This window comes from Massilia sp. YIM B02769 (assembly GCF_030411995.1).
GTDB lineage: Bacteria > Pseudomonadota > Gammaproteobacteria > Burkholderiales > Burkholderiaceae_D > Telluria.
This window is the reverse complement of record NZ_JASNRC010000007.1, coordinates 1-25,397: the sequence shown is the minus strand read 5'-3', so window position 1 is coordinate 25,397 and position 25,397 is coordinate 1. Positions and strand designations below refer to the sequence as shown.

22 protein-coding genes and 1 tRNA gene are annotated in these 25,397 nt (G+C 66.1%); 8 read left to right on the top strand and 15 right to left on the bottom strand.

The window, feature by feature from the left end; all coding sequences use genetic code 11:
* Positions 1 to 27 precede the first annotated feature (27 nt).
* From QPK31_RS12450 to QPK31_RS12415, 8 genes are all read right to left on the bottom strand, one after another.
* The gene (locus tag QPK31_RS12450) at positions 28 to 2,259 is read right to left on the bottom strand and encodes an NADP-dependent malic enzyme (protein ID WP_290423249.1); all 2,232 of its coding nucleotides are present in this window, start codon (positions 2,257 to 2,259) and stop codon (positions 28 to 30) included.
* Between the two features lie 151 nt (positions 2,260 to 2,410).
* A complete protein-coding gene (locus QPK31_RS12445; protein ID WP_290423248.1) occupies positions 2,411 to 2,998 on the bottom strand; it encodes a TadE/TadG family type IV pilus assembly protein in 588 nt (195 codons plus the stop codon).
* Positions 2,999 to 3,000: 2 nt separating this feature from the next.
* The gene (locus QPK31_RS12440) at positions 3,001 to 3,495 is read right to left on the bottom strand and encodes a TadE/TadG family type IV pilus assembly protein (protein ID WP_290423247.1); all 495 of its coding nucleotides are present in this window, start codon (positions 3,493 to 3,495) and stop codon (positions 3,001 to 3,003) included.
* Positions 3,495 to 4,982, bottom strand: a complete 1,488-nt coding sequence (locus QPK31_RS12435) for a TadE/TadG family type IV pilus assembly protein (protein WP_290423509.1) — start codon at positions 4,980 to 4,982, stop codon at positions 3,495 to 3,497. Before QPK31_RS12435 ends, QPK31_RS12440 begins: the two co-directional genes overlap by 1 nt.
* Positions 4,983 to 5,277: 295 nt before the next feature.
* Positions 5,278 to 5,352: transfer RNA gene (locus QPK31_RS12430), tRNA-Val, on the bottom strand.
* Between the two features lie 39 nt (positions 5,353 to 5,391).
* Positions 5,392 to 6,099 (bottom strand): DNA polymerase III subunit epsilon, encoded by a 708-nt coding sequence (gene dnaQ, locus QPK31_RS12425; protein WP_290423246.1) that lies wholly within the window; start codon positions 6,097 to 6,099, stop codon positions 5,392 to 5,394.
* Between the two features lie 78 nt (positions 6,100 to 6,177).
* Entirely contained in the window at positions 6,178 to 6,615 is a 438-nt protein-coding gene (gene rnhA / locus QPK31_RS12420) for a ribonuclease HI (RefSeq protein ID WP_229435473.1), read from the bottom strand.
* A gap of 33 nt (positions 6,616 to 6,648) precedes the next feature.
* Complete coding sequence (locus QPK31_RS12415; RefSeq protein WP_290423245.1) at positions 6,649 to 7,422, bottom strand: class I SAM-dependent methyltransferase; 774 nt, start codon at positions 7,420 to 7,422, stop codon at positions 6,649 to 6,651.
* A gap of 20 nt (positions 7,423 to 7,442) precedes the next feature.
* Here QPK31_RS12415 and gloB point away from each other — a divergent pair, with 20 nt between their 5' ends.
* Entirely contained in the window at positions 7,443 to 8,279 is an 837-nt protein-coding gene (gene gloB / locus QPK31_RS12410; RefSeq protein ID WP_290423244.1) for a hydroxyacylglutathione hydrolase, read from the top strand.
* Positions 8,280 to 8,333: 54 nt separating this feature from the next.
* On the opposite strand, the gene aceB is transcribed toward gloB, so the two are convergent.
* Positions 8,334 to 9,923, bottom strand: a complete 1,590-nt coding sequence (aceB, locus tag QPK31_RS12405; protein WP_290423243.1) for a malate synthase A — start codon at positions 9,921 to 9,923, stop codon at positions 8,334 to 8,336.
* 170 nt (positions 9,924 to 10,093) lie between these two features.
* On the opposite strand from aceB, the gene QPK31_RS12400 reads away from it, so the two are divergent.
* Positions 10,094 to 10,996: a LysR family transcriptional regulator gene (locus tag QPK31_RS12400; RefSeq protein WP_290423242.1), complete on the top strand. Its 903-nt coding sequence runs from the start codon at positions 10,094 to 10,096 to the stop codon at positions 10,994 to 10,996.
* A gap of 111 nt (positions 10,997 to 11,107) precedes the next feature.
* Here QPK31_RS12400 and QPK31_RS12395 read toward each other — a convergent pair whose 3' ends face one another.
* The 4 genes from QPK31_RS12395 to QPK31_RS12380 all read right to left on the bottom strand — a co-directional run bounded on the left by QPK31_RS12395 (position 11,108) and on the right by QPK31_RS12380 (position 14,430).
* On the bottom strand, positions 11,108 to 11,311 hold the full coding sequence (locus QPK31_RS12395; protein ID WP_036166698.1) for a cold-shock protein: 204 nt from the start codon (positions 11,309 to 11,311) through the stop codon (positions 11,108 to 11,110).
* 290 nt (positions 11,312 to 11,601) lie between these two features.
* On the bottom strand, positions 11,602 to 11,982 hold the full coding sequence (locus QPK31_RS12390; protein WP_290423241.1) for an Hpt domain-containing protein: 381 nt from the start codon (positions 11,980 to 11,982) through the stop codon (positions 11,602 to 11,604).
* Positions 11,983 to 12,633 carry a uracil phosphoribosyltransferase gene (upp, locus tag QPK31_RS12385; RefSeq protein WP_290423240.1) on the bottom strand — a complete coding sequence of 217 codons (651 nt, stop codon included), beginning with the start codon at positions 12,631 to 12,633 and terminating at the stop codon, positions 11,983 to 11,985. It lies immediately after the preceding gene.
* 99 nt (positions 12,634 to 12,732) lie between these two features.
* The gene (locus tag QPK31_RS12380) at positions 12,733 to 14,430 is read right to left on the bottom strand and encodes an isovaleryl-CoA dehydrogenase (RefSeq protein WP_290423239.1); all 1,698 of its coding nucleotides are present in this window, start codon (positions 14,428 to 14,430) and stop codon (positions 12,733 to 12,735) included.
* A gap of 337 nt (positions 14,431 to 14,767) precedes the next feature.
* Here QPK31_RS12380 and QPK31_RS12375 point away from each other — a divergent pair, with 337 nt between their 5' ends.
* Both QPK31_RS12375 and QPK31_RS12370 read left to right on the top strand, forming a co-directional pair.
* A complete protein-coding gene (locus QPK31_RS12375) occupies positions 14,768 to 16,528 on the top strand; it encodes a putative bifunctional diguanylate cyclase/phosphodiesterase (protein ID WP_374045803.1) in 1,761 nt (586 codons plus the stop codon).
* Positions 16,525 to 18,030 carry an HDOD domain-containing protein gene (locus tag QPK31_RS12370; protein ID WP_290423238.1) on the top strand — a complete coding sequence of 502 codons (1,506 nt, stop codon included), beginning with the start codon at positions 16,525 to 16,527 and terminating at the stop codon, positions 18,028 to 18,030. The genes QPK31_RS12375 and QPK31_RS12370 overlap by 4 nt, the downstream gene beginning before the upstream one ends.
* 136 nt (positions 18,031 to 18,166) lie before the next feature.
* Here QPK31_RS12370 and aroC read toward each other — a convergent pair whose 3' ends face one another.
* The gene (aroC, locus tag QPK31_RS12365; protein WP_290423237.1) at positions 18,167 to 19,258 is read right to left on the bottom strand and encodes a chorismate synthase; all 1,092 of its coding nucleotides are present in this window, start codon (positions 19,256 to 19,258) and stop codon (positions 18,167 to 18,169) included.
* 218 nt (positions 19,259 to 19,476) lie between these two features.
* Here aroC and QPK31_RS12360 point away from each other — a divergent pair, with 218 nt between their 5' ends.
* Positions 19,477 to 21,738, top strand: coding sequence for a bifunctional diguanylate cyclase/phosphodiesterase (locus QPK31_RS12360; protein ID WP_290423236.1), 2,262 nt, complete (start codon positions 19,477 to 19,479; stop codon positions 21,736 to 21,738).
* A 265-nt stretch (positions 21,739 to 22,003) separates the two neighbouring features.
* Here QPK31_RS12360 and QPK31_RS12355 read toward each other — a convergent pair whose 3' ends face one another.
* Entirely contained in the window at positions 22,004 to 22,456 is a 453-nt protein-coding gene (locus QPK31_RS12355; RefSeq protein ID WP_229435461.1) for a CBS domain-containing protein, read from the bottom strand.
* Positions 22,457 to 22,659: 203 nt separating this feature from the next.
* Between QPK31_RS12355 and QPK31_RS12350 the strand changes: the two genes are divergently transcribed.
* Genes QPK31_RS12350 through QPK31_RS12340 form a run of 3 tightly spaced genes read left to right on the top strand, consistent with a single transcriptional unit; the run spans position 22,660 to position 25,102 of the window.
* The gene (locus QPK31_RS12350; RefSeq protein WP_290423235.1) at positions 22,660 to 23,970 is read left to right on the top strand and encodes an O-acetylhomoserine aminocarboxypropyltransferase; all 1,311 of its coding nucleotides are present in this window, start codon (positions 22,660 to 22,662) and stop codon (positions 23,968 to 23,970) included.
* A gap of 2 nt (positions 23,971 to 23,972) precedes the next feature.
* Complete coding sequence (locus QPK31_RS12345) at positions 23,973 to 24,800, top strand: alpha/beta fold hydrolase (RefSeq protein WP_290423234.1); 828 nt, start codon at positions 23,973 to 23,975, stop codon at positions 24,798 to 24,800.
* Complete coding sequence (locus tag QPK31_RS12340; RefSeq protein WP_290423233.1) at positions 24,797 to 25,102, top strand: DUF962 domain-containing protein; 306 nt, start codon at positions 24,797 to 24,799, stop codon at positions 25,100 to 25,102. The genes QPK31_RS12345 and QPK31_RS12340 overlap by 4 nt, the downstream gene beginning before the upstream one ends.
* Positions 25,103 to 25,397 lie beyond the last annotated feature (295 nt).

Here is a 25,397-nt window from a genome sequence, read left to right as displayed (position 1 = left end):
CTAACCCGCGCCCCACGCCTTTGTTGTTTAACGCACGCCTGCCACCGCCAGCGCCGTCATGTTGACGATCCGGCGCACGGTCGCGCTCGGGCTGAGGATGTGCACCGCCTTGGCCGCACCCAGCAGGATCGGGCCCACGGTCACGCCCTTGCCGGCGGTGACCTTCAGCACGTTGAACAGGATGTTGGCCGCATCCAGCGACGGCATCACCAGCAGGTTGGCGCTGCCGGCAAAGCCGCCCGCGTTCGCACCTGCTGCCTCGCCGGCCGGCTGGTACAGGCGACGGATCTCTTCCGACAGCGCGGCGTCGCCGTGCACTTCGCCGATCAGCGCCAGCTCCGGTGCGCTCGCGGCCAGCAGTTCGCGTGCTTCGCGCATCTTGCGCGCCGACGGACGCTCGGACGAGCCGAAGATCGAGTGCGACAGCAGCGCCGCCTTCGGCTCCAGGCCGAAGTGACGCAGTTCGGTCGCCGCCAGGCGCGTGATGTCGGCCAGTTCCTGGGCCGACGGGTTGTCGTTGACGTAGGTGTCGGTGATGAACAGGGTCATCTTGTCGAGCACCAGCGCGTTCATCGCCGCCAGCGCGCCGGCGCCCGGCGCGGTGCCGATCTCGCTGCGCACGTGGGCCAGGTGGCTGTCGTAGCTGCCCTGCATGCCGCAGATCAGCGCGTCGACCGCGCCCGACTGCAGCAGGCGCGTGCCCTGCAGGGTGGCGTCGCCGCTGCCGTCCGGTTCGGCCAGCTCGTAGTCGACGCCGCGCGCCAGGCGCAGGCCGGCCTGCTTGATGGCTTGTTCGACGGCGTCGGCGGCGCCGATCAGCACCGGCTTGGCCAGGCCTTCGTCGACCACGGTCTGCACCGCGCGCAGGACGCGGCCGTCGCTGCCCTCGGCGTAGGCGACACGGCGCGCGACCGCCTTCGCCTTGGCGAACACCGGTTTCATGAAGAAGCCGGTGTGGTAGATCATCTCGCCCAGGCGCGCGCGGTAGGCGTCCATGTCGTCGATCGGGCGCGCGGCCACGCCGGAGTCGGCGGCGGCTTGCGCCACGGCCGGGGCGATGGCGGCCATCAGGCGCGGATCGAAGGGTTTCGGGATGATGTAGTCGGGGCCGAACGTCAGGTCCTGGCCGGCGTAGGCCTCGGCCACGGTGTCGTTGGCCTCGGCTTCGGCCAGGCGCGCAATCGCGCCGACGCAGGCCAGCTTCATCTCGTCGGTGATGCGGGTCGCGCCGCAGTCGAGGGCGCCGCGGAAGATATACGGGAAGCACAGCACGTTGTTGACCTGGTTCGGATAGTCCGAACGGCCGGTGGCGACGATGCAGTCGGGACGCGCGGCTTTCGCCACTTCCGGACGGATTTCCGGTTCCGGATTGGCCAGGGCCAGGATCACCGGCTGCGCGGCCATGGTTTTCACCATCTCGGCAGTGAGCACGCCGGCCGTCGAGCAGCCGAGGAAGACGTCGGCGCCGTCGACGATGTCGGCCAGGGTGCGGGCCGAGGTGTCTTGCGCATAGCGTGCCTTGTTGGCTTCCATGTTGGCCTCGCGGCCCTGCCAGATCACGCCCTTCGAGTCGGTGACGAAGATGTTTTCCCGCTTCACGCCGAGGCTGACCATCATGTCGAGGCAGGCAATCGCCGCCGCACCGGCGCCCGACGCCGCCAGCTTGACGCTGCCGATGTCCTTGCCGACCACCTTCAGGGCGTTCAGCAGGGCCGCGCTGGAAATGATCGCGGTGCCGTGCTGGTCGTCATGGAAGACCGGGATGTTCATGCGCTCGCGCAGCTTCTTCTCGATGTAGAAGCACTCCGGCGCCTTGATGTCCTCGAGGTTGATGCCGCCGACGGTGGGTTCGAGCATGGCGATGGCGTCGACCAGTTTGTCGGGGTCGTTTTCGGCCAGTTCCAGGTCGAACACGTCGACGCCGGCAAATTTCTTGAACAGGCAGCCCTTGCCTTCCATGACCGGCTTCGAGGCCAGCGGGCCGATGTTGCCCAGGCCGAGCACGGCGGTGCCGTTGCTGATCACGGCCACCAGGTTGCCGCGCGAGGTGTACTCGGCGGCCATGGCCGGGTCGGCGGCGATTTCCTCGCAGGCGTAGGCCACGCCCGGCGAATACGCCAGGGACAGGTCGCGCTGGTTGGACAGGGGTTTGGTGGCGACCACCTCGATCTTGCCCCGCACCGGCGAGCGGTGGTATTCGAGCGCGTCTGCGCGCAATTGGGTGTCGTCGGCGTCGCTGAAATTGCTGTTACTACTCATGTTATTCCTTGAAATGATGTGACGGTCCGGTCCGCGGCGCGCAAAAGCTTGCCACGTTGACAAGGAAGAGCGCGGCGGCGGACGGGTCGTTGGACAGATGCTAACCGATGCGGGCGAACTGCGCCAAGGAATGCGGATTTTTGGCGCGCTGTCACGGACAGGGCATAGTGCCGACGGTGTAGCCCAGGCTGCCCGCAGGGACGATGGTCTCGGCGATCGGCATGCCGGTGCCGGACATATCGAGGAAGGGAAACACGCCCTGGAAAGGAAGCGCGCGGCAATTGCCGGCGTTATCCACCGACGCGCAGATGCGCGCCCGCACGAAACGGATGCAGTTGTCCGCGTAGGGATCGGCGACGCAGTTCCAGCGGTTGCGCGACGGGCAGGACGGCAGCGTGGCGACATGCCGGAATTCGCCGGTGTCCCGGGACAGCGCCAGGTAGTCGATGGCGACGTTGCTGGTGGTGAGGGGGTCACCCAGGGCGAGCGGACCCGCGTCGTTGCGAAACAGCGCATGCGCCCGCACTTGCTGCAGCGCGGCGCTGTCATGGAAACTGACGTTGGCCGCGTCGGAGGCTGCGCGCCGGGTTACTTCCATCAAGGTATTGGCCAGGTATTCGATGCGGGCCAGTTCGAGTACCGCAAAGATAAAGGTCAGGAAGAAACCCACGACCAGCGCGAATTCGATGGCGGCGCCTCCCGCCTGGCGATCCTGCATACTCACCCCGGCGTTATTCATGGTCAGTTTCCGATATAGGGCACAAGTGCAAAGGGCGAGATCCAGAGGCCGCTGTCCTCGCCGGTAAGCGGATCGACGTAGCCCATGGTGATCGACACGCTGATCTGGGTCAGGGCCTGAGTGTTCAACTGGTTGTTGGTCACTGTGCAGGTTTTCGGCAAGACGGTTCCTTGCGCCTGCCGGTAATGGCAGCCAAAATCGGGCGCCGGCGGATCCATGCCAGCCATTTCGCTGGCAATGATCTTCCTGGCCACCTCCAGGGCGAACGGCTCGCCACCGGGGCCCGCGCCCATCATCTCCGCCCTGGGCGCCGTCGCCAGGTAGTGCGCCGCATGGTGCACGGCCTTTTGCGCGGCCGAGTACTTGAAGAAGTAAAAGGCCCAGAAGATCGACGGCAGGGTCGCGAAGAGCACCAGGAAGGAAAAGACGATGGCCGTCTCGACCGCGACCGACCCACGCTGGTAGCGCCGCCCGTCCCGCCAGAGTATCTTGTTCATCAGTAGAGCCTCACACTGCCGCCGATCGCGCTCCAGGGCTCGGCCCCGGCGAATTCGGCGTAGACATAAGTGGACGTCGCCGGCACGGTCATGAAGAACCGCCCGACCCCGATCACGTTCGCGCCGACCTTCAGTCCCCCGTCGACGGGGCAGCCCAGCAGCGGGACGCGCAGCACCCGGGTGTTATGAACGGTCCGGTAGGCGGTCGATCCACCCGTTGTCTGGTAGGGCGTGCTGCTGGAATAGCCCTGCGCGCCCGGCTGGCCCGGCTTGTACAGCGCACCCCAGTCCGATGTGCCGAAAGTGAGGTAGCCGGTCACCGGCTCGACGCCCCTGTTCGAGGACCAGGACGAATACTTGGCTGCCCTGGCATACGACCACAGGGGGCCGTACGAAGTGCTGGTCGCTCCGGCCGGCCGGTCGGCGAACGTCAGCAAGGGCTCGGGAACGGCCAGGGCGTTGGCCACCATGCCGTCCGGTCTATCCTTCATCCAGGTCGTCGCCGCGAGATCGAAATGGGTCTGGTTCGGGTCGGCCGGCGCCGACGATGCCTGGCACGGCGCGACATAGGTGCCGAAGCGCGAATTCAGGTGCGGATACAGCGAAGCGAGGGGGAAGCCGCGCTCGACCGTGACCGCACCGCCCTGCAATCCCGGTATCGCCATCTTTCCGGTGCAGACATAGGCAGCGATGATGTCGAGATGGCCGCTCATCGAGGCACCGACCGTGCCAACCGGGCTGATCGGATTCACCAGGAAATGCTCGGGCGTGCGTCCGCCCGGATTCAGGTTCATCAGGTTGTAGCTGACACCCCGCCTGAACCCGAACTCGACCAGCTCGCCGGCGCTGTTCTGCGTCGCAGGGGTGTTCGAATTGGCGCAGAGCGCCAGCGGCAAGGCATTGACCGAATCCCTGCCTGCCACCGCCACGGCGCTCACCTGGATCGAGGAAAAGGCCGACGACATCACCGGCATCAGCAGGTTCGTCACATGCCCATGGCCAGCATCGAGCCGCGCCGTATCGACGCGGACGAAATACACCTTTCCCGCATTCGCCTTGGCCGCGGTGGCGTCGACCCAGCCGCCGGTACCGCCGGTGGGCGCCGTGCTGAAACTCAAGGCTTGCGGGTTCCAGGATACATTGCCGTGACTGTAAGAAAAACTGAACGTGCCGGCCGTGGCGGCAGCGGCGGCAACAGCATTGTCGACGCCGGCCGTGGACCCGTCGAGCGCATTCGCGGCCGCCAGGGCCGCGAGGTCGGCGACCATCTGGAGTTCCATCTTGCGGTTGTATGCCCGGCTGAGGTCGAGCGCAATGCCGAACATGGCAATGATCAGGATCAGGACCACCGAGGTCATGATCGCAATCGAGCCCTGTTCCGGCCTGCCTCCTACGTCCCTGCGCCTGCCCTTCAGTCCGGGACGACGGGGCGCGCGCGCTGTGGTTGTACTCAACACGGATGACTCCTCCTGCCGACGCGTGCACATTTCTACTTGGAAACTCCAAGTTGAAATCGTAGACGCTTGTGAGGGAGCATTGTTGAGGATGCGCAAAGAGCGGGGATTGACCCCAGGCGTGGGCCAGTCCTGCGTGAGATTTGCAGCGTGTCCGGACGCGTATGTCGGTGTGCGCAAGATGCCGCAGGCTTGGTGATCGGGAACGCGCGCACAAACAAAAAGGCCAGCTCGAAAGCTGGCCTCTTCGCTTGTTTCCGACTTTTCCGCAATGCGCCCGGCGCTTCTGCCGGGCTGGCTTGCTTACTCCAATCGACAACTTGAATTCTGGTGGGAAGTGCAAGTTTCGAACTTGCGACCCCTGCAGTGTGAATGCAGTGCTCTACCCCTGAGCTAACCTCCCTGACAACGAGGAGTATTATGCCAAAAACTTTCTCCAACGTCAAACTATCGGCGAATATTTTCTCCAAACACATTCGCCTTTCACGCCTTTGTCCAATCCGGCCAGCACCTGTTCGTGTTCGGCGTTCTCTTCCTCCGAAGCCGGCACGACGATGATCTCGCCCAGCGGCACCGCGTCGAGCAGCATGCCGCCGCCGGTTTCCTCGACCTCGACATCCATCGACAGCGAATTCTGCCCGCGCGTCATCGACAGGTAGACGTCGGCCAGCAGCTCCGAGTCGAGCAGTGCGCCGTGCAGCTTGCGGTGGGCGTTCGAGACGCCGTAGCGGTCGCACAGCGCGTCCAGCGAGTTGCGTTTACCTGGGTGCATTTCCTTGGCGAAGACCAGGGTGTCAATCACCGGCCCGCAGTACTCGACAAAGGGCTTGAAGCCGAGCCGCTGGAATTCGTGGTTCAGGAAGCCCAGGTCGAAGGGCGCGTTGTGGATGATGACTTCCGCGCCCTCGATGTAGGCGCGCAGTTCCTCGGCGATCTCGGCGAACTTCGGCTTGTCGCTCAGGAATTCCGTGGTCAGGCCGTGCACCGCGAGCGCGGCCTCGTCGGACTCGCGCTCGGGATTGATGTAGCGGTGGTAGTTGTTGCCGGTCAGCGTACGGTTGACCAGCTCGACGCAACCGATTTCGATGATGCGGTCGCCAGTGCGGGGGTTCAGGCCTGTGGTTTCGGTATCGAGAACGATCTGGCGCATGGAAGCTTAATAGTGAAGATGATGAGTTGAGGCAAGGCGGCAGTATAGCGCAAGCCGCCCCCTCTTATTTCGTGGCGCCTAGCGCTTGACGGTCGCCGCGCCGCGGTTCGCCAGCACGTCGGCGCGTTCGTTGCCCGGGTGGCCGTTGTGGCCGCGCACCCAGCGCCACTCGACCGTGTGCTGCTGCTGGGCCAGGTCGAGCGCCTTCCACAAATCGTCGTTCTTCACCGGTTCCTTGGCCGCGGTCTTCCAGCCGCGCGCCTTCCACCCGTGGATCCATTCCGAAATCCCCTTCTGCACATACTGGCTGTCGGTGTGCAGCACCACGTCGCAGGGGCGGTTCAGCGTGCTCAGCGCTTCGATCACCGCCTTCAATTCCATGCGGTTGTTCGTCGTATTCGGCTCGCCGCCGAAGATTTCCTTCTCGTGGCCGTCGGCGGTCAGGAGCGCGCCCCAGCCACCGGTGCCGGGATTGCCCTTGCAGGCGCCATCGGTAAAAATTTCCACTTTGGTCATGCTGACTTTCTTTAGTTCCTGTTTATTTCCTGCTTATTTCCGATTCGTCGCCGGCACCGCTTGCGGCGCCCGGCTCGATTTCTTGTTCCACGCCGGCCCGATCAGGTGCATGCCTTTGACGCGCTTGATCGCATGCACGATATAGACGGCGCCGAGGTAAGGCCACCAGCGCCCGCCCGCGCTTTCCATCATGGCGAAACGGTCGAGCCATTTGGCGGTGCGAAACGGTGGCGCATAACAGCCGAAATGGCTGCCGCCCACGCTGAGATTCAGCAATTTTAACCAGTCTTTCATGCGCGGCATAGAAATGAACTCGCCCGCCGCCGGCAGGTAGCCATGGCTGCCCAGGCGCTGCAGGCCCTGGCGCATGCCCCACATGCTGGCCGGATTGAAGCCGCAGATGATCACCTGCCCTTCCGGAATCAGCACGCGCTCGACCTCGCGCAGCACCTGGTGCGGCTCGGCCGCGAACTCCAGCACGTGCGGCAGCACCACCAGGTCCAGGCTTTGCGAGGCGAACGGCAGCTCGGCAAAGTCCAGCGCCACGGCGATCTGCTTGCCGCTGGCGGCAAACGCCAGTTCGCTGGCGCGCGAGGTGCGGGTGGCGGCCTGCCATTTGTTCGGCATGCGGCTGGCCGCCAGCGCATCGATCTGCGGCACGCCGATCTGGACAGCGTTGTAGCCGAAGATGTCGGCGGTCAACTCGTCGAGGCAGGCTTGCTCGAAGGCGCGCACGTAGGCGCCGGCCGGAGAAAGCAGCCATTCGTCGAGCGCTATAATGGATTTTTCGGAAGCAGCGCTATCCATTCCTACCCTCAATTGAAACCATGACCGATACCCAAGCTAACGCGCAGACAAGCGTGCAGGCGCACGCGCCACGCAATGATTTGAGTGTCCTGACCGTGCCCGCGTTCAAGGATAATTATCTTTGGCTGATCCACGACGGCACGCATGCCGCGGCCGTCGATCCGGGCGACAGCGCGCCTATCCTGGCCGCCCTGTCCGAACATGGCCTGACCCTCACCGCCATTCTACTCACCCATCACCATGCTGACCACATCGGCGGCGTGCCGTCCCTGCTTGCGCGGTTCCCGGTGCCGGTGTATGGACCGCGCGACGACGGCATTGCCGAAGTCACGCATCCGCTGGCGGAAGGCGACCGCGTCACCGTGCCGGAGCTCGGCCTCGAACTCGATGTGCTGGATGTGCCCGGCCATACACTGGGGCATATCGCCTATGTGCGGCGCACGCCTGGGCTGCACTGGCTGTTCTGCGGCGACACCCTGTTCGCGGGCGGCTGCGGACGCCTGTTCGAAGGCACGCCCGAGCAGATGGCGGCGTCGCTGGAAAAACTCGCCGCCCTCCCGGAAGACACCGAAGTGTATTGCGCGCACGAATATACGCTGTCGAACCTGCGTTTCGCCCAGGCGGTCGAGCCCGGCAACGAGGCGCTGGCCCTGCGCGTGCGGGACGAGAGCGCCAAGCGCGCGCTGGACGTGCCGACGGTGCCGACCAGCATCGGGCTGGAACGGCGCACGAATCCCTTCCTTCGCTACCGCGAGGCCGGGATCGTGGGCGAGCTGGTGAAAGCCGGCAAGCTGACGCAGGGCGCAACGCCGCTGCAAGCCTTTGCCGCGCTGCGCGAGTGGAAGAACGTGTTCTGACTGCGACATTAAAGCCGCCCGGCAGCTGCCGGACGGCTTCGTCGCTCAACCCGATCAGATTTCTTCGTACAGCGGCAGCGTCAGGAATTCGGCGAACTGTTCCGAGGTAGACATTTCTTCGAAGATCTCGGCCGCGCGCGCATAGCTCGGGTTGTCGCCATTCGGCGCTGCCTGTTTTGCCTTGGCCAGTTCTTCCGGAATCATGGCGCGCACCATCTCGGCAGTGACCTTGCGGCCGTCTTCCAGCACACCTTTCGGCGAGCGGATCCACTGCCACACTTGCGAACGGCTGATCTCGGCGGTAGCCGCGTCTTCCATCAGGTTATGGATCGGCACGCAGCCATTGCCGGCCAGCCAGGCGCCCAGGTAGTGGATGCCGACGTTGATGTTGTAGCGCAGGCCCTCTTCCGTGATCGGCGTTTCCGGCTTGAAGTCCAGCAGTTGCTCGGCCGTGACGTCGACGTCCGCGCGCTGTTTCTCGATCTGGTTCGGCTTGTCGCCCAGCACCTTGGTGAATTCCGTCATCGCTAGTTCGACCAGGCCCGGATGGGCGACCCAGCCGCCGTCGTAGCCATCGGTGGCGTCACGCGCCTTGTCGCTGCGCACGCCTGCCATCGCGGTGTCGTTCTTCGCCGGGTCGTTCTTGATCGGAATCAGGGCCGACATGCCGCCGATCGCCGGCGCGCCGCGCTTGTGGCAGGTCTTCAGCAGCAGTAATGCGTAGGCGCGCATGAAGGGCGATGTCATCGTCACTTTCGGGCGGTCGGCCAGGCAGAAGTCCTTGTCCAGCTTGAACTTCTTGATGCAGCTGAAGATGTAGTCCCAGCGGCCCGCGTTCAGGCCGGCGCTGTGCTCGCGCAGCTCGTACAGGATTTCGTCCATCTCGAAGGCGGCCAGGATGGTCTCGATCAGCACGGTCGCCTTGATCGTGCCGCGCGGCAGGCCCAGGGCTTCCTGTGTGGCGATGAAGATGTCGTTCCAGAGGCGCGCCTCCAGGTGCGATTCCATCTTCGGCAGGTAGAAATATGGGCCGGCGCCGCGCGCCAGTTGTTCCTTGGCGTTGTGGAACATGAACAGGGCGAAATCGAAGATGCCGCCGGAGATGCGCTTGCCATCGACCAGAATGTGCTTTTCGTCCAGGTGCCAGCCGCGCGGACGCACGACCAGGGTCGCCACCTTGTCGTTCAGCTTGTACGACTTGCCGTTCTGCTCGAGCGAGATCGTGCGGCGCACGGCGTCGCGCATGTTGATCTGGCCGGTGATCTGGTTGTCCCAGTTCGACGCGTTCGAATCCTCGAAGTCGGTCATGTAGCTGTCGGCGCCCGAGTTCAGGGCATTGATGACCATCTTGCGCTCGACCGGGCCGGTGATTTCCACGCGGCGGCACGCCAGGGCCTGCGGAATCGGATCGATCTTCCAGTCGCCTGCGCGGATCCCGGCGGTGTCAGGCAAAAAGTCCGGGCGCTCGCCGGAGTCCAGGCGCCTGGCGCGCTCGACGCGGGCGGCCAGCAGTTCCTGGCGGCGCGGCTCGAAGCGGCGCGTCAGGTCTGCCACCAGCGCCAGCGCTTCCGGGGTCAGGATCTGTTCATAGCCTGGCTGGATGTCGGCGCGGATTTCCATGCCGGATGGGGTTGCGATCGTCATGCTCGTGCTCCTCGATGGGTTGAATAGCGTTGCGGCCAGGCCGGAGGGTATGCTTCATCGCCCCCCGCTTGGCGTTTGTCATAGCATCAAGTATATTCAACTGGAAGTCATCAAACGATACATTTATTCACTTCATCTGTGCGTTTTTGTCACAGATGCGAAAGGCGAGCTTGGGCAAGTTCAGGGAAATTTCCACCTTCGTCGAGGTGGTGGCGCGCGGCAGCCTGTCGGCGGCGGCCAGGGCCGAGGGCATTGCGCCGGCCATGATCGGGCGCCGCCTCGATGCGCTGGAAACGCGCCTGGGCGTGAAACTCCTGCAGCGCACCACGCGCCGCCTGGCCCTGACCGACGAGGGCGCCGCCTTCCTGGAAGATTGCCAGCGCATCCTGGCCGAGCTGGAGGAGGCGGAAAGCGCCGTGTCCGAGCGCAGCGCCCACGCCACCGGGCATTTGCTGGTGTCGGCCCCGGCCGGCTTCGGACGCCAGCACGTGGCGCCGCTGCTGCCCTCTTTCCTGGCCGAACACCGCGACCTGACCGTCAACCTGAACCTGAACGACCGGGTGGTCGACGTGGTGGGCGAAGGCATCGACGTGGCGATCCGCATCGCCAGCCTGGGCGACTCCAGCCTGGTCGGCGTCAAGCTGGCGGACAACCAGCGCGTGGTGGTGGCCGCGCCCGCCTACCTGAAGCGCCACGGCGCGCCGCACAGCCTGGCCGACCTGGCGCGCCACAATTGCCTGGCGATCAGCAGCGAAGGCAGCCAGCGCGGCTGGACCTTCCGCGAAGGCGGCAAGACGGTGACGCTGAAAGTGGCCGGCAACATGGTGTGCAACGACGGCGCCGTGCTGCACGAATGGGCGCTCGGCGGGCGCGGCCTGGCCTGGCGCTCGATGTGGGAAGTGGCGGCCCAGCTCGAAGCGGGCCAACTGGTGACGGTGCTCGACGATTTCGCCGCGCCCGGAAACGACATTTATGCGGTATTCGCCCAACGGCGCCACCTGCCGCTGCGGGTGCGCGTTTTCGTCGATTTCCTGCGCCGGACTTACGCGCAGCCGGATTATTGGCGCCGCTGAGCGCTCAAAATTATCGGAATTAACGGAACAGCTACCCGAACGCAAAACCGATAGACGAAAAAAAATCCCCGGCATGCCGAGGATTTTTTCATCGTAATACAGCGGCTAAAATTACAGCGGCTGGATGTTCGATGCTTGTTTGCCCTTAGGACCCGAGGTCACGTCGAACGAGACGCGCTGGTTCTCTTGCAGGGACTTGAAGCCTTGGCTCTGGATTGCCGAGAAGTGCGCGAACAGATCTTCGCCGCCTTCATCAGGGGTGATGAAGCCGAAGCCCTTCGAGTCATTGAACCATTTAACGATGCCAGTTGCCATTACAATTTCCTATTTCAGTTAAGTGGGCTTGCGCCCGTTTATGATCGTTTGAAGAAGCAAGAAAGAAATGACAGACAGACTGCACTACTACCTCGAACCCAACGATCCCGTATTATACCGAATAAAACCCCTGCAACGCATTTTTCGCAAAATAAAAAACAAAACGCGTAACAATGCCTGGAACCAACTTTCAAGCGCGGCAGTATTTGATTCGGCAGTAAGGAGAATATAGGACAACGAAGGGTAGCAAGTTTGCGGTGCATCAAATGACCCGAGCTTGCGTTCTTGAATTACGGCAAGGGCGAAAATGCGGCGCTATGGTAACGCGGCGCCGGCGCCTGCAGGCCCGCCGCCACGAAGCTGTCCAGCGCGCCGAGCCAGGCGCCCCAGTCGTCTTCGCCCACGCTATCGAAGGCGGTGAGCACGCGCAGGCGCTGCTCCAGGCCGCGCGCGCCGTGGCCGAGTTCGCGGAAACCGAAAGTCACGGCGGCGCCCGCCAGGGTGTGCAGCAGCGACTGCAGCTCGGCCACCAGTGCCGGCGCCGGCGCGGCCGGCGCCAGTTCCTCGCGCACCGCGGCCAGCTGGGCCAGCGTGGCCGGCAGCCCGGCGCGAAAGCGCGCGTCCGCCTGCGTCAGGCGCGCAAAGAAGGCGGCATCGACCGGCCCGGCCATTTACTTGGTGCCGAAGATACGGTCGCCGGCATCGCCCAGGCCCGGCACGATGTAGGCATGCGCATCCAGGTGCGAGTCGAGCGAAGCCACGTAGACCTTCACGTTCGGGTGCGCGTCCTGCACCACCTGCACGCCTTCCGGCGCCGCCACCAGGGCCAGGAACAGGATCTGCTCGTCGGCCACGCCGCGCTTCTTCAGCACGTCGATGGCGTGCACGGCCGAGTTACCGGTCGCCACCATCGGGTCGCACAGGATGAAGGTGCGGTCGGTGACGTCGGGCAGGCGCACCAGGTATTCGACCGGCTCGTGCGTCTCGGGGTCGCGGAACACGCCGATGTGGCCGACGCGTGCCGACGGCACCAGTTCCAGCAGGCCGTCGCTCATGCCGATGCCGGCGCGCAGGATCGGCACGATGGCCAGCTTCTTGCCGGCGATCACCGGGGCGTCGATCGTGACCAGCGGGGTCTGCACCGGACGCGTGGTCAGCGGCAGGTCGCGCGTGATCTCGTAACCCATCAGCAGCGTGATTTCCCGGAGCAGCTCGCGGAAGGTGCGGGTCGAGGTATCGTGCTCGCGCATGTGCGAGAGCTTGTGCTGGATCAGCGGGTGATTCAGGATGTAGAGACTGGGAAAGCGCGGGTCTTGTTTCATTATCGACAATCTAGGTTCCGTGATGACGCCACCGCTGCGGCACGCGCGGTGGCTTATAAACCCGCCATTATCCCAGTGCGGCGCGAGTTTGTCTCTGCTTCATCCAGATATTTCAATCTGGTCAACAAGCGCCCTGGCCAGGATGGCCTCGCAATCGACGCCGTCCGGTAGGCGGCCGAAGGCGCCGCCGACGTCGCGCTCGATGCGCGACGCCACGAAGGCCTCGGCCACATACGGCGGCGCGTGGCGCAGCAGCAGCGCGCCCTGTACCGCGATCACCAGGCGCTCGGCGATCCGGCGCGCGCCGGTTTCGCTGACGGACGCCAGGTCCTCGCCCAGGCGCGCCACGTAGGCGGCGAAGCGCGGGTCAAGGGCGGCGGCCGGCGCCAGCTCGGCCTCCAGGGCCGCGCGCGATTCCTGCGGATTCTTGCCGAGCGCGCGCAGCACGTCCAGGCACATCACGTTGCCCGAACCTTCCCAGATCGAGTTCACCGGGAATTCGCGGTACAGGCGCGCCAGCGGCCCCTCCTCCACGTAGCCGTTGCCGCCCATGACCTCCATCGCTTCCGCGCCCAGCACCGGGCCGCGCTTGCAGATCCAGTACTTGCCGGCCGGCGTCAACAGACGACCGAGCGCGCTTTCCAGCGGGTCGCCGGGATGGTCGAAGCAGCGCGCCAGGCGCAGGGCAAAGGCGGTCGCGGCTTCCGATTCGATGGCGAGGTCGGCCAGCACGTTGCGCATCAGCGGCTGTTCCGCCAGCGGCTTGCCGAAGGCGCTGCGTCCGCGCGCATGGTGCAGGGCGTGGCAGAAGGCGGCGCGCATGATGCCGGCCGTGCCGACCACGCAATCGAGCCGGGTGTGGCTGCCCATCTCGAGGATGGTCGGGATGCCGCGCCCGATGGCGCCGACCAGCCAGCCGACCGCATCGCAGAACTCGACCTCGGACGACGCATTCGAGCGGTTGCCCAGCTTGTCCTTCAGGCGCTGCACGCGGATGGCGTTGCGGCTGCCGTCGGGCAGCCAGCGCGGCACGAAGAAGCAGGACAGGCCGGCGCTGCCCGCCGCGTCGGTCTGGGCCAGCACCAGGTGGGCGTCGCACTGCGGCGCCGAGAAGAACCATTTGTGGCCGACGATGCGCCAGGCGCCCTCGCCTTCGTCGCCGAAACGCGCGCGCGCCTCGGACGGCGCCATCTCGCTTGCCCGCGTGGTGTTCGCGCGCACGTCGGTCCCGCCCTGCTTTTCGGTCATGCCCATGCCGACCAGGGCGCCGCGCTTCTGCTCGACCGGCAGCGAGCGCGGGTCGTATTCGCGCGACAGGATCTTCGGCAGCCACTTGTCCGCGATGCGCGGCGGCGCCCGGCGCAGGGCCGGCACCGAGGCATAGGTCATCGTCACCGGGCACTGGGCGCCGTTCTCCACCTGGCCGAACAGCAGGTAGGCCGCGGCGCGCGCCACCTGGGCGCCGGGGCGCGGGTCGGCCCAGGGCGCCGAATGGGCGCCGGCGCCGATCATCAGCTCCATCAGCGTGTGCCAGGACGGGTGGAACTCGACTTCGTCGATGCGGCGCCCGCTGCGGTCGAAATTCACCAGGCGCGGACTGTTGGCGTCGGCCACCCGCGCCAGGTCGAGGACCTCGAAGCGGCCCAGGCGCTCGCCGAGGGCGGCGAGTTCGTCCGCCGCCCAGCCGGCGCCTTCGCGCACCAGTGCTGCTTCCAGGGCCGGATCGCAGTGCAGCAGATTGATGTCGCCAAACGGCGGCGCCTGGTTGAACACCTCATGCGTATCGAATGAATTCATGCTGCCTCCTGCCGGAAGACGTTCCCTGGTGTAAAATGTTGCAGAGAAGCATCATTTGCGACGGCGATGCGCACTCCACAAGCCGATGATCGGCGACAATGACCGGGAAGCGGGGTATTGTTAACGATCCGGCAAGAGGCTAGCGCAAAGCGCGGATTCCGGCAAGGCGCCCCTGCTGTAGCGCAAGTCGCGGGCAATCAGCGTGTCGCAATGGTGACTTTTAATGCCGATTGGAATTTTTCGGTGATAAAGTCTCCCGTGGTTTGATAAACTTGCACACTTGCGCCTGCTCCGGGTGCCAGCTCATGCAAGCCGAGAATAAGGCAGAAATTCAACAATGCGCTCCAGTTCCTCCGCCGTGCCGTTCGATCCGCCGCGCCCTTCCCGGGCACGCGGCAGCTTCGACAGCCTGATGGAGGCTGCCGGCGACGTGGTCTTTCGCGTCGCCTCCTCGGGCGAGATCCGCCAGGCCAGCCGGCGCGCCCAGCGCCTGATCGGCGCCAGCTTCCCGCTCGAAGGCCGGCTGCTGACCAGCATCGCCTCCGAATTCGACCAGGCCGCCCTGCGCACCGCCTTTGTCGACGTGCAGGCGGCGGCCGAGCCGGTACTGGTGCGCACGCGCCTGCGCTGCAGCCACAACGGCGGCGAACGCGAGACCTGGTTCGAGCTGCGCATCGCCGCCTGCGGCGACGAGGATGACAGCGACGACGCCTTCCTGGTCGTCGGCCGCGACATGAGCACCCAGTACGCCACCGAGGAACGGCTGCGCCACATGGCGACCCACGACGCCCTCACCGAACTGCCGAACCGCCTGCTGCTGGCCGACCGCATCCGCATGGTGGTGGCGAATGCGCGCCGCTCGGGCCAGGGCTTCGCGGTGGCGATCGTCGGCCTTGACGGCTTCAGGAAGGTCAACGACGGCCTCGGCCACCCGATCGGCGACGCCGTGCTGCGCCAGGCCGGCATCCGCCTGCGCAAGACCCTGCGCGACAGCGACACCCTGGCGCGCGTCGGCGGCGACGAATTCGTCGCGGTCTTGCCGGGCACCGCCAGCGCGGCCCAGATCAAGCTGGTTACCGGGCGCCTGCTGGCCACCCTGCAGTCGCCCTTCGAGGTCGACGGCCACACGATCTATCTCGGCGCCTCGGTCGGCGTGGCGGTGTACCCGCAGCATGCCGAGGACGACAACAGCCTGCTGGCCCTGGCCGACGCGGCGCTGTCGCGCGCCAAGGAAAGCGGCAAGGGCCGCGCCATCGTCTGGAGCGCGCGCGACCAAGGCCCGCCGCAGCACGACATCTCGCTCGAGGCGGCGATGTTCAACGCCGTGCGCGAAGGCGAATTCCTGCTCTACTACCAGCCCATCGTCGACGCCCGCACCCGCTGCATCGAAGGCTTCGAGACCCTGATGCGCTGGAACCACCCGACCCTGGGCATGGTGCCGCCGGCGCGCTTCATCCCGATCGCCGAAACCAACGGCTTGATCACGCTGCTCGGCGCCTGGGCCCTGAAGGCGGCCTGCGCCCAGATCCGCCACTTCGAGGAAGCGGCCGGGCGCGATTTGTACATCTCGGTGAACATCAGCCCGCGCCAGTTCAGGAACGACAAGTTCCTCGACGTGCTCGACGAAGCCCTGGCCTTTTCCGGCACGCCCGGCGACAAGCTGGTGCTCGAGATCACCGAGGGCACGCTGATGGTCGACCCGCTGCATGCCGAGACCATCCTGACGCGCATGGCCGAACGCCGCGCGCGCATCGCCATCGACGACTTCGGTACCGGCTACTCCTCGCTGGCCTACCTGAAGCGCTTCCCGATCTCGGTGCTGAAGGTCGACCGCGCCTTCGTGAAAGACCTGCCGGGGGCGCAGAAGGAAGCGGCGATCTGCAGCGCGGTGCTCGACATGGCGCGCCACCTCGATTTGTCGGTGGTGGCCGAGGGCGTCGAGACCGAGGAACAGCTGGCCTGGCTGGAGTCGCGCGACTGCCGCTACATCCAGGGCTACCTCACCGGCAAGCCGATGCCGGCCCACGTGGCGCTGGCCGCCTTAAAGGACAATCCGACGGCGCCGGCGCCGTCCGCACCGCGGGGAGGCAGGCGATGACCGTGATCACGCAAGCGCCAACGGCCCAGATCGACGCCAGGGGGCAGGCCACCCTGAACCTGCTGTGGGAGCGCATCCGCCGCCAGGGCGACATGCCGGGCTTCACCCGCGCCATCAACGCCATCCTGGCCTCGATGCGCGGCGAGGACGAGCGCGAATTCTCGATGACGCAGACCGTGCTGTCCGACCCCGTGCTGACCCAGAAGGTGCTGCGCCTGGCGAACAGCGGCATGTACTCGGCCTTCGGCCAGCGCGTGAACACGGTGTCGAAAGCGGTGCTGGTGCTGGGCACCGAGGCCATCGGCCACCTGGCCCTGGGCCTGAAGCTGATCGAGGAACTGGCGAAGAGCACGCCGGACTCGGCGGTCGCCCACGTCGAGATGGAAAAGGCGGTGCTGGCCGGGATGGTGGCCCAGCAGGTGGCGGCAAGCGCCGCCACCCGCGATCCGGAAGAAGCCGTGGTCTGCTCGATCCTGCATTCGCTGGGCCGGATGATGGTGACCTTCTACATGCCGGAACGCTGGGCCGCGCTGCAAGCGGCCGGCGCAGGCGACGAGGACCGCGCCGCGCCCGGCCTGCTGGGCCTGAGCCTGGAACAGATCGGCCGCGCCACCGCCGAGCACTGGGGCCTGCCGCGCAACCTGGTGGCCGGCATGCGCAGCGTCGAGCCGGGCGAACGCGGCGACGTCTTCGGCCACGAAGACTGGCTGGCGGCGCTCGGCACCATGTCGACCCGCTGCGCGAACTCGCTGTGGAACGACGACGCCGCCGGCGCCGAGCAGGTGCGCGAGCTGGCCAGCGCGTTCGCGCCGCTGCTGGGCGTGGAGCCGGAGCAGATCCTCGGCGCCGTCGACAAGGCGAAGGTCGAGGCGGCGGGCGACCTGTCGATCGCGCCGCTGGCCAATCCGCCCGAAAAGCGCGCGCAGGTCGATGCCGTGCAGCGCAAGCGCGAAGCCGGCAACCGCATCCTGATGAGCGGCGTGGCCGACATGCGCGACGCCGGCCCGAACGTCAGCGCCGGCCAGATGACGGCGATGGCGCTGGAAACCATGTTCAAGGGACTGTCGTTCACGCGCGCTTTCGCTTTTCTCCGCAACCGGCGCGAAGGCAAGTACCTGGCCAAGATGGGCCTGGGCGACGGCGCCAAGGGCCTGCTGCCGAACCTGGCCTTCGACGACGCCTACGAAGCGAACGTCTTCCATGCGGCGCTGGCCAGCGACCGCGTGATCTTCATCGAGAATGCGCGCGACCCGAAGTTCGCGGCCAAGCTGCCGGGCTGGTGGCGCGGCACCCTGTCGCAGGCGCGCTGCTTCGTTGTGATCCCGCTGTGCATGCACGGGCAGCCGGTCGGCTTCATCTACGGCGACTGGGACGACACCTTCCCGTCGGTGCACCTGAGCCAGGGCGAGTTCGCCCTGCTGAACGACTTGCGCGCGCTGGTGGTGCGCACGGTCGAGCGGCGCGCGCATCCGGAAGTGGCGGCGGTTTCCGGCAAGGCGTAGGTAACCCGTCTCAGCGTCTGCTCATGGTGGGTTCAAGAACCCACCCTACGATGAACATGGGAAAACCCATGATGCGACGAACGTAGGGTGGGGACTCGTCCCCACCGATCAGATCGCGACAAGACGCCGCATCCCATCAAATCCGCGGCGTCTCGACGCGCACGTCGCCGCACTGGGCACGGTGCATCAGCGCGTGGTCGATCAGCACCAGGGCCAGCATCGCCTCGGCGATCGGCGTGGCGCGGATGCCGACGCAGGGGTCGTGGCGGCCGAAGGTTTCCACGGTGCTTGGGGCGCCCGCCTTGTCGATCGAGCGGCGCGGAATGCGGATCGACGAGGTCGGCTTGATCGCCAGCGAGACCGTGATGTCCTGGCCGGTCGAGATCCCGCCCAGCACCCCGCCCGCGTGGTTGCCGACAAAGCCGCCTGACGTCAGTTCGTCGCCATGCTCGGAGCCGCGCTGCGCCACCGAGGCGAAGCCGGCGCCGATTTCCACGCCCTTCACCGCATTAATTCCCATCATCGCGTAGGCGATGTCGGCATCGAGCTTGTCGTAGATCGGCTGGCCCCAGCCGACCGGCACGCCGCGCGCCACCACGTCGATGCGCGCGCCGATCGAGTCGCCGGCGCGGCGCAGTTCGTCCATCGCCGCTTCCATGCGCGCGATCAGGGCGGCGTCGCCGGTGGCGGCGAAGAAGGGATTGTTGGCCACGTGCTCCCAGCCTTCGAACGGGATCTCGATGTCGCCCAGGGCGCGCATGCAACCCATGAACTCCACCCCATGGCGCTCGCGCAGCCATTTTTTGGCGATGGCGCCGGCGCCGACCACGGGCGCGGTCAGGCGCGCCGACGAGCGCCCGCCGCCGCGCGGGTCGCGCACGCCGTATTTGTGCCAATAGGTATAGTCGGCGTGGCCGGGACGGAAGTTATCAAGAATGTTGCCGTAGTCCTTGCTGCGCTGGTCCTCGTTCGGGATCAGGAGCGCGATCGGGGTGCCGGTGGTCACGCCCTCGAAGACGCCCGACAGGATCTGCACCCGGTCGCCTTCCTGGCGCTGGGTCACGTGGCGCGAGGTGCCGGGTTTGCGGCGGTCGAGTTCGGGCTGGATGTCGGCTTCCGACAACGCCATGCCCGGCGGGCAGCCGTCGATGACGCAGCCGATTGCCGGGCCGTGCGACTCGCCGAAGGTGGTAACGGAAAACAGCTTGCCGAAAGTATTCCCTGACATGGTATGCGGTGCGAGTGACGAAAAGGCCATTCTACCAGCCGGCGCGCGCGCCGGAACCACTCTTTGCCCTCTGGCCAGAACGGGCTCGGGCCTCAAAAGTGTTGCCTTGCAGAACTTATTTTTGTATCCATACAATCAACAGGCGCCGAACGGGAACTTTTGCCGCTATACTTGATTGCGATTGACATGCCGAGCTTAATCCTGGAGACGCAACAATAATGCCCGCATCGATTACGCCCGGAACCGGCGCCGACGCGCACGACGACCTGGTGTTCCTTGACGAAGCGCCCGCCGAGGCCGCACCCGTGCACGCTACCCGCCCCAGCTGGCGCATCCTGGTCGTGGACGACGACGCCGACGTGCACTCGACCACCACCTTCGCCCTGGCCAGCCTCGAAGTCCAGGGCCGCCCGCTGGAATTCCTGCATGCCTACTCGGCGCGCGAGGCGAGAGAGCTGCTGGCGCGCGTGCCCGGCATCGCCGTGGTCCTGCTCGACGTGGTGATGGAGCAGCCCGACGCCGGCCTGCACCTGGTGCACCATATCCGCGATACCCTCGGCCTGACCGACATCCGCATCATCCTGCGCACCGGCCAGCCCGGCTACGCGCCGGAGATGGACGCCATCCGCGACCTCGACATCAACGACTACCGCACCAAGTCGGAACTCACGCGCACCAAGCTGTACACGGCGGTGGCGGCCGCCGTGCGCTGCTACCAGCAATTACACGCCCTCAGCCTGGGCCGGGTGGCGCTGGAGCGCATTGCCCGCGCCGGCGCCGAAATGATGAACCTGCACGTGCCGCGCGATATCGCCCGCGCCGTGCTCGGCCACGCCGCCGCCGTGCTGCTGCAGGAGCCCGAGGGCGTGCTGTGCGTGAGTGAGAATGGCGCGCTGCAGGTGCTCGGCGCGGCCGGCAACTGCATCGACCTCGAAGGCGGCGCCCTGCAGCAGCACCCGGACCGCGAGGTGCATGCCCTGGTGGCGCGCGCGCTGGCCGAGCGCGGCAGCCAGTACACCCCGGAGCGCATCGCGCTCTACTTCGCCGGCAAGTCGGGCCGCGATTTCGCCGCCGGCCTGCGCCTGCGCGAGCCGCTGACCGAGGGCCGCCGGCGCCTGCTGGACGTCTTCACCAGCGTGGTGGCGGTCGGGGTCGACAACGTGGAACTGGTCGGACGCCTGAACGACGCTGCCTTCTTCGACCGCCTGACCGGCCTGCCGAACCGCACCAGCCTGATCGAGCAGCTCGACGCCGGACTGGCAGGTATCAGGGGAAGCGAGGGCAACAGCGATGCGCACGTCACGCTGGCCCTGGTCGACCTCGACCATTTCGCCGAGAGCAATGACGCCCTCGGCCACCAGTTCGGCGACATGCTCCTTGCCGCCGTGGCCGAACGCCTGCAGCAACGCCTGCAAGGCCTGACGCTGGCGCGCATCGGCGGCGATACCTTCGCCGTGCTGGGCGACGACGACGCCTGCAACCCGCAGGCCCTGCACGCCCTGTTCGCCTCGCCCTTCGCCATCGACGGCCAGGACGTGCGGGTCTCGAGCACCCTCGGCCTGGTGCGTTTGCTCGAACACGACGGCAGCGGCGCCGACGCCCTGAAGGACGCCGACATCGCCCTGAAGCGCGCCAAGACCCAGCAGCGCGGCGGCCACTTCTATTTTTCGCGCAGCATGGGCGTCGAGATCCGCGAACGGGTCAGCCTGATGCACGCGCTGCGCAGCGGCTTCGGACGCGGCGAACTGTTCCTGGCCTACCAGCCGCAGATCGACCTGGCCAGCCGCCGCCCCTTCGGCGCCGAGGCGCTGCTGCGCTGGCGCCTCGCCGACGGCCGCATGGTGCCGCCCGACCGCTTCATTCCGATTGCCGAGTACTCGGGCCTGATCGTCGAGATCGGCGCTTGGGTGCTGCGCGAAGCCTGCGCCGAACTGGTGCGCCTGCGCGCGGCCGGCCACCGCGACTTCACGATGTCGATCAACGTCTCGCAGGCCCAGTTCCGCCATCCGCAGTTCGTCGAGGTGCTGCGCCGCGCGCTGGTGGAGACCGGCGCGCCGCCGGATTACGTGGAACTGGAAATCACCGAATCGATGGCGATGGAAGACCCGCGCCACCTGGCCGAGATCCTGGGCGAGGTCAAGCGCACCGGGGTGTCGATCGCGATCGACGACTTCGGCACTGGCTTCTCGTCGCTGTCGCACCTGCAGCGCCTGCAGGTCGACCGCCTGAAGATCGACCGTACTTTCGTGTCCGAGATCACGGAATCGGCGCGCGGCAGCAGCATCGCCGAGATGGTGATCCAGCTCGGACGCAACCTGGGGCTGTCGGTGATTGCCGAGGGGGTCGAGGACGAGCGCCAGGCGCAGATTTTATCGTCGCTGGGCTGCCCGCTGGCGCAGGGCTTCCTGTTCTCGCGGCCGCTGTCGCCGGAGGATTTGCACGATTGGCTGGGTGGACAGGCGCTGAACGACGCGGCCTGACTTAATCCGCGGCGTGTCCCGTACGGTGGGCACTCCGTGCCCACGCGGGTACGTGCGTCACCTTGCACCCGCTGCGGCGAAACGTCGCCCGCACGGCATGCAAACGGCCGAACACGCTTGCGTCGCGAGCCTCATTCAACGTTTGCGAGCGAAACGTCACCGCAGCAGGTGCAAGGTCGCGCACGTACCGCGTGGGCACGGAGTGCCCACCGTACGATTCAAGCCGCAGGCCTACACCCCAGCCTGAAGTGTTAAGCCGGCGGACTCAGTCCTCCGCCGCCTGCTCCGCCGGCCAGTCCCGGATATACGCCTTCAGCATGCGGTTCTCGAAACTCTGCGCTTCCAGCACCGCGCGCGCCACGTCGTAGAACGAAATCACGCCCAGCAGGGTCTTAGCATTCATCACCGGCAGGTAGCGCGCATGCTTCTCCAGCATCATGCGGCGCACTTCGTTGACTTCGGTGTCCGGGGTCACGGTGATCGGGCTGTCGTCCATGTAGCGGCGCACCGTGCCGTTGCCGACCGAGCCGCCGTTTTCGTGCAACACCTTGATCACTTCGCGGAAGGTCAGCATGCCGACCAGGTCGCCGTACTCCATCACCACCAGCGAGCCGATGTCCTTTTCCGACATCGTGTTCACCGCTTCGGCAAGCGGCATGTCCGGCGTCACCGTGTACAGGATGTTGCCTTTGACCTGAAGAATTTCGGAGACTTTCATGCTCGCCACCCCCGCGTCAGATAAATTATTCACTGTAAATACTTTTAGATAAGACTGAGTTGAATGTAGCGCAAGACTAGCAGAAAATCCAGTTTCCCGAGGAAGACTGCCTCACCGGCAGCGCGAATGAGTGCGAACCCGTCATTCGGTGCTACGATTCCGCACATAACTATTTCCGCATTATTACTACATAAAGAGACACCATGAGCGGTCCACGATACCCCGGTTTCGACACGCTGTCGCTGCACGCCGGTGCCGCGCCCGACCCGGCCACCGGCGCACGCGCCACCCCGATCCACTTCACCTCCTCCTTCGCCTTCCGCGATTCCGACCACGCCGCCTCGCTGTTCAACATGGAACGCAGCGGCCACGTGTATTCGCGCATCTCGAACCCGACCAATGCCGTGCTAGAGGAACGCATCGCCGCCCTCGAAGGCGGCGTGGCCGGCATCGCCACCGCCAGCGGCCAGGCCGCCATGCACCTGGGCCTGTCGACGATTGCCGGCGCCGGTTCGCACATCGTGGCCTCGCGCGCGCTGTACGGCGGCTCGCACAACCTGCTGGCCTATACCCTGAAGCGCTTCGGCATCGACACCACCTTTGTCGACCCGCGCGACCTCGACGCCTGGCGCGCCGCGATCCGTCCCGAAACGAAGGTGCTGTTCGGCGAAACCCTGGGCAACCCCGGCCTCGACGTGCTCGACATCCCGCGCATTGCAGAACTGGCGCATGGGTGCGACCTGCCGCTGATGGTCGACAGCACCTTCACCACGCCTTATTTGCTGCGGCCTTTCGACCTCGGCGCCGACCTGGTCTTTCACTCGGCAACCAAGTTCCTGTGCGGGCACGGCACCGCCATCGGCGGCCTGCTGGTCGACGGCGGCACCTTCGACTGGCAACAGGCGCATGCGCGCACCGGCCGCTTCGCCGAGCTGTGCGAGCCCTACGAGGGCTTCCACGGCATGGTCTTCGCGGAAGAGTCGACCGTCGGCGCGTTTGCGCTGCGCGCGCGGCGCGAAGGCCTGCGCGACTTCGGCGCCGTCATGAGTCCGCACAACGCCTTCGCCGTCCTGCAGGGCATCGAGACCCTGGGCCTGCGCATGGAGCGCCACGTCGCCAACACGCGCCGCGTGATCGCGTTCCTGCTGGCCCACCCGATGGTCGAGTCGGTGTCGTATCCCGAGCTCGACACCCACCCGGACCACGCACTGGCCAGGACCCTGCTGCCGAAAGGCGCCGGCGCCGTCTTCACCTTCACCCTGAAGGGCGACCGCGCCGCCGGCCGCCGCTTCGTCGACGGCCTGAAGGTGTTCTCGCACCTGGCGAATGTGGGCGACGCCAAGTCGCTGGTGATCCACCCGGCCTCGACCACCCACTTCCGCGTGCCGGCCGAGCAGCTGGCGGCGTCGGGCGTCAAGGAAGGCACGATGCGCCTGTCGGTCGGCCTGGAAGACCCGGACGATTTGATCGAGGACCTGGCGCGCGGCCTGAAACTCGCGCAGAAAGGGGCCTGAGCATGATCTATCACGTCAACGGACACGATGCCTACGCCTACAACGGCGGCAAGGCATTCGACGCGGCGCTGCCGACGGTCGTCTTCATCCACGGCGCCCAGAACGACCACTCGGTCTGGGGTCTGCAGTCGCGCTGGTTCGCGCACCACGGCTACGGCGTGCTGGCGGTCGATTTGCCCGGCCACGGGCGCAGCACGGGTCCGGCGCTGGCCAGCGTCGAGGCGATGGCGGATTGGCTGCTGGCCCTGATGGATGCGGCCGGCGTGCGGCACGCCCTGCTCGCCGGGCACAGCATGGGGTCGCTGGTGGCGCTGGAAGCGAGCCTGCGCGCACCCGGGCGCGTGCGCGGACTGGCCATGCTCGGCACGACTTACCCGATGAAGGTGTCGGACCAGCTGCTCAACACCGCGCGCGACGACGAGGAGACGGCCATCGACATGGTGAACATCTGGTCGCACTCGAGCATCGCCCATAAGCCGTCCAGTCCCGGCCCGGGCTTTTCGGTGCTGGGCGGGTCGCGCCGGCTGATGCAGCGCATGTCGGCCATCAATCCGGATGCGCTGTTCCACACCGATTTCTCGGCCTGCAATGCCTATGCGAACGGCGAAGCGGCGGCGCGCGCGGTGGCGTGTCCGGCCGTGTTCATCTTCGGCGCGAAGGACATGATGACGCCGCCGCGTTCGACAAAAACGCTGACCGGCGCCATCGCCCATGGCAAGGTCGTAACGGTGGATGCCGGCCATTCCCTGATGGCCGAACAGCCGGACGCCGTGCTCGACGCGCTGATCGCGTTTGCCGGCACGCTCAAGTACGAGGAGATCACGCAATGAACGTCCGTTACGCCAGCTTCAGCGAGTTCTATCCCTACTACCTGACCCAGCACGCCGACCGCCGCTGCCGCCGCGCCCATTTCATCGGCACCTCGGCGGCGATCCTGGCGCTACTCACGGCGCTGCTGAGCGGCAGCGCATTCCCGATCCTGGCGGCGCTGGTGCTGGGTTACGGCGGCGCCTGGGTCGGGCATTTCTATTACGAGAAGAACCGCCCGGCGACCTTCGACCAGCCCTGGCTGTCGTTCAAGGCGGACTGGGTGATGTACTGGCAGATGCTGACCGGGAAGCTGAGCTGGTAGAACCGAAGTCGGCGGCATTAACCGTACGGTGGGCACGCCGTGCCCACGCGGAAGGCGGCGTGGTGATAACGGCGTTCTGGCCGTGAAAGCGGGTCATTGTTGACGTCACCGGATGATCATTTGGATGCGTTTCGATTATCCGCGGCCGCGTCAACCGACACCGCCAACACAATGCCGGCTTCCGCGTGGGCACGTGATGAAGGCCCCCGGCCTTCATCACCCCACCGTAATGTGATGGACTCCACCCTCCTGACAACGGCATCATTGTGCCAAGCGCGCCAGATTGGGCTGACGA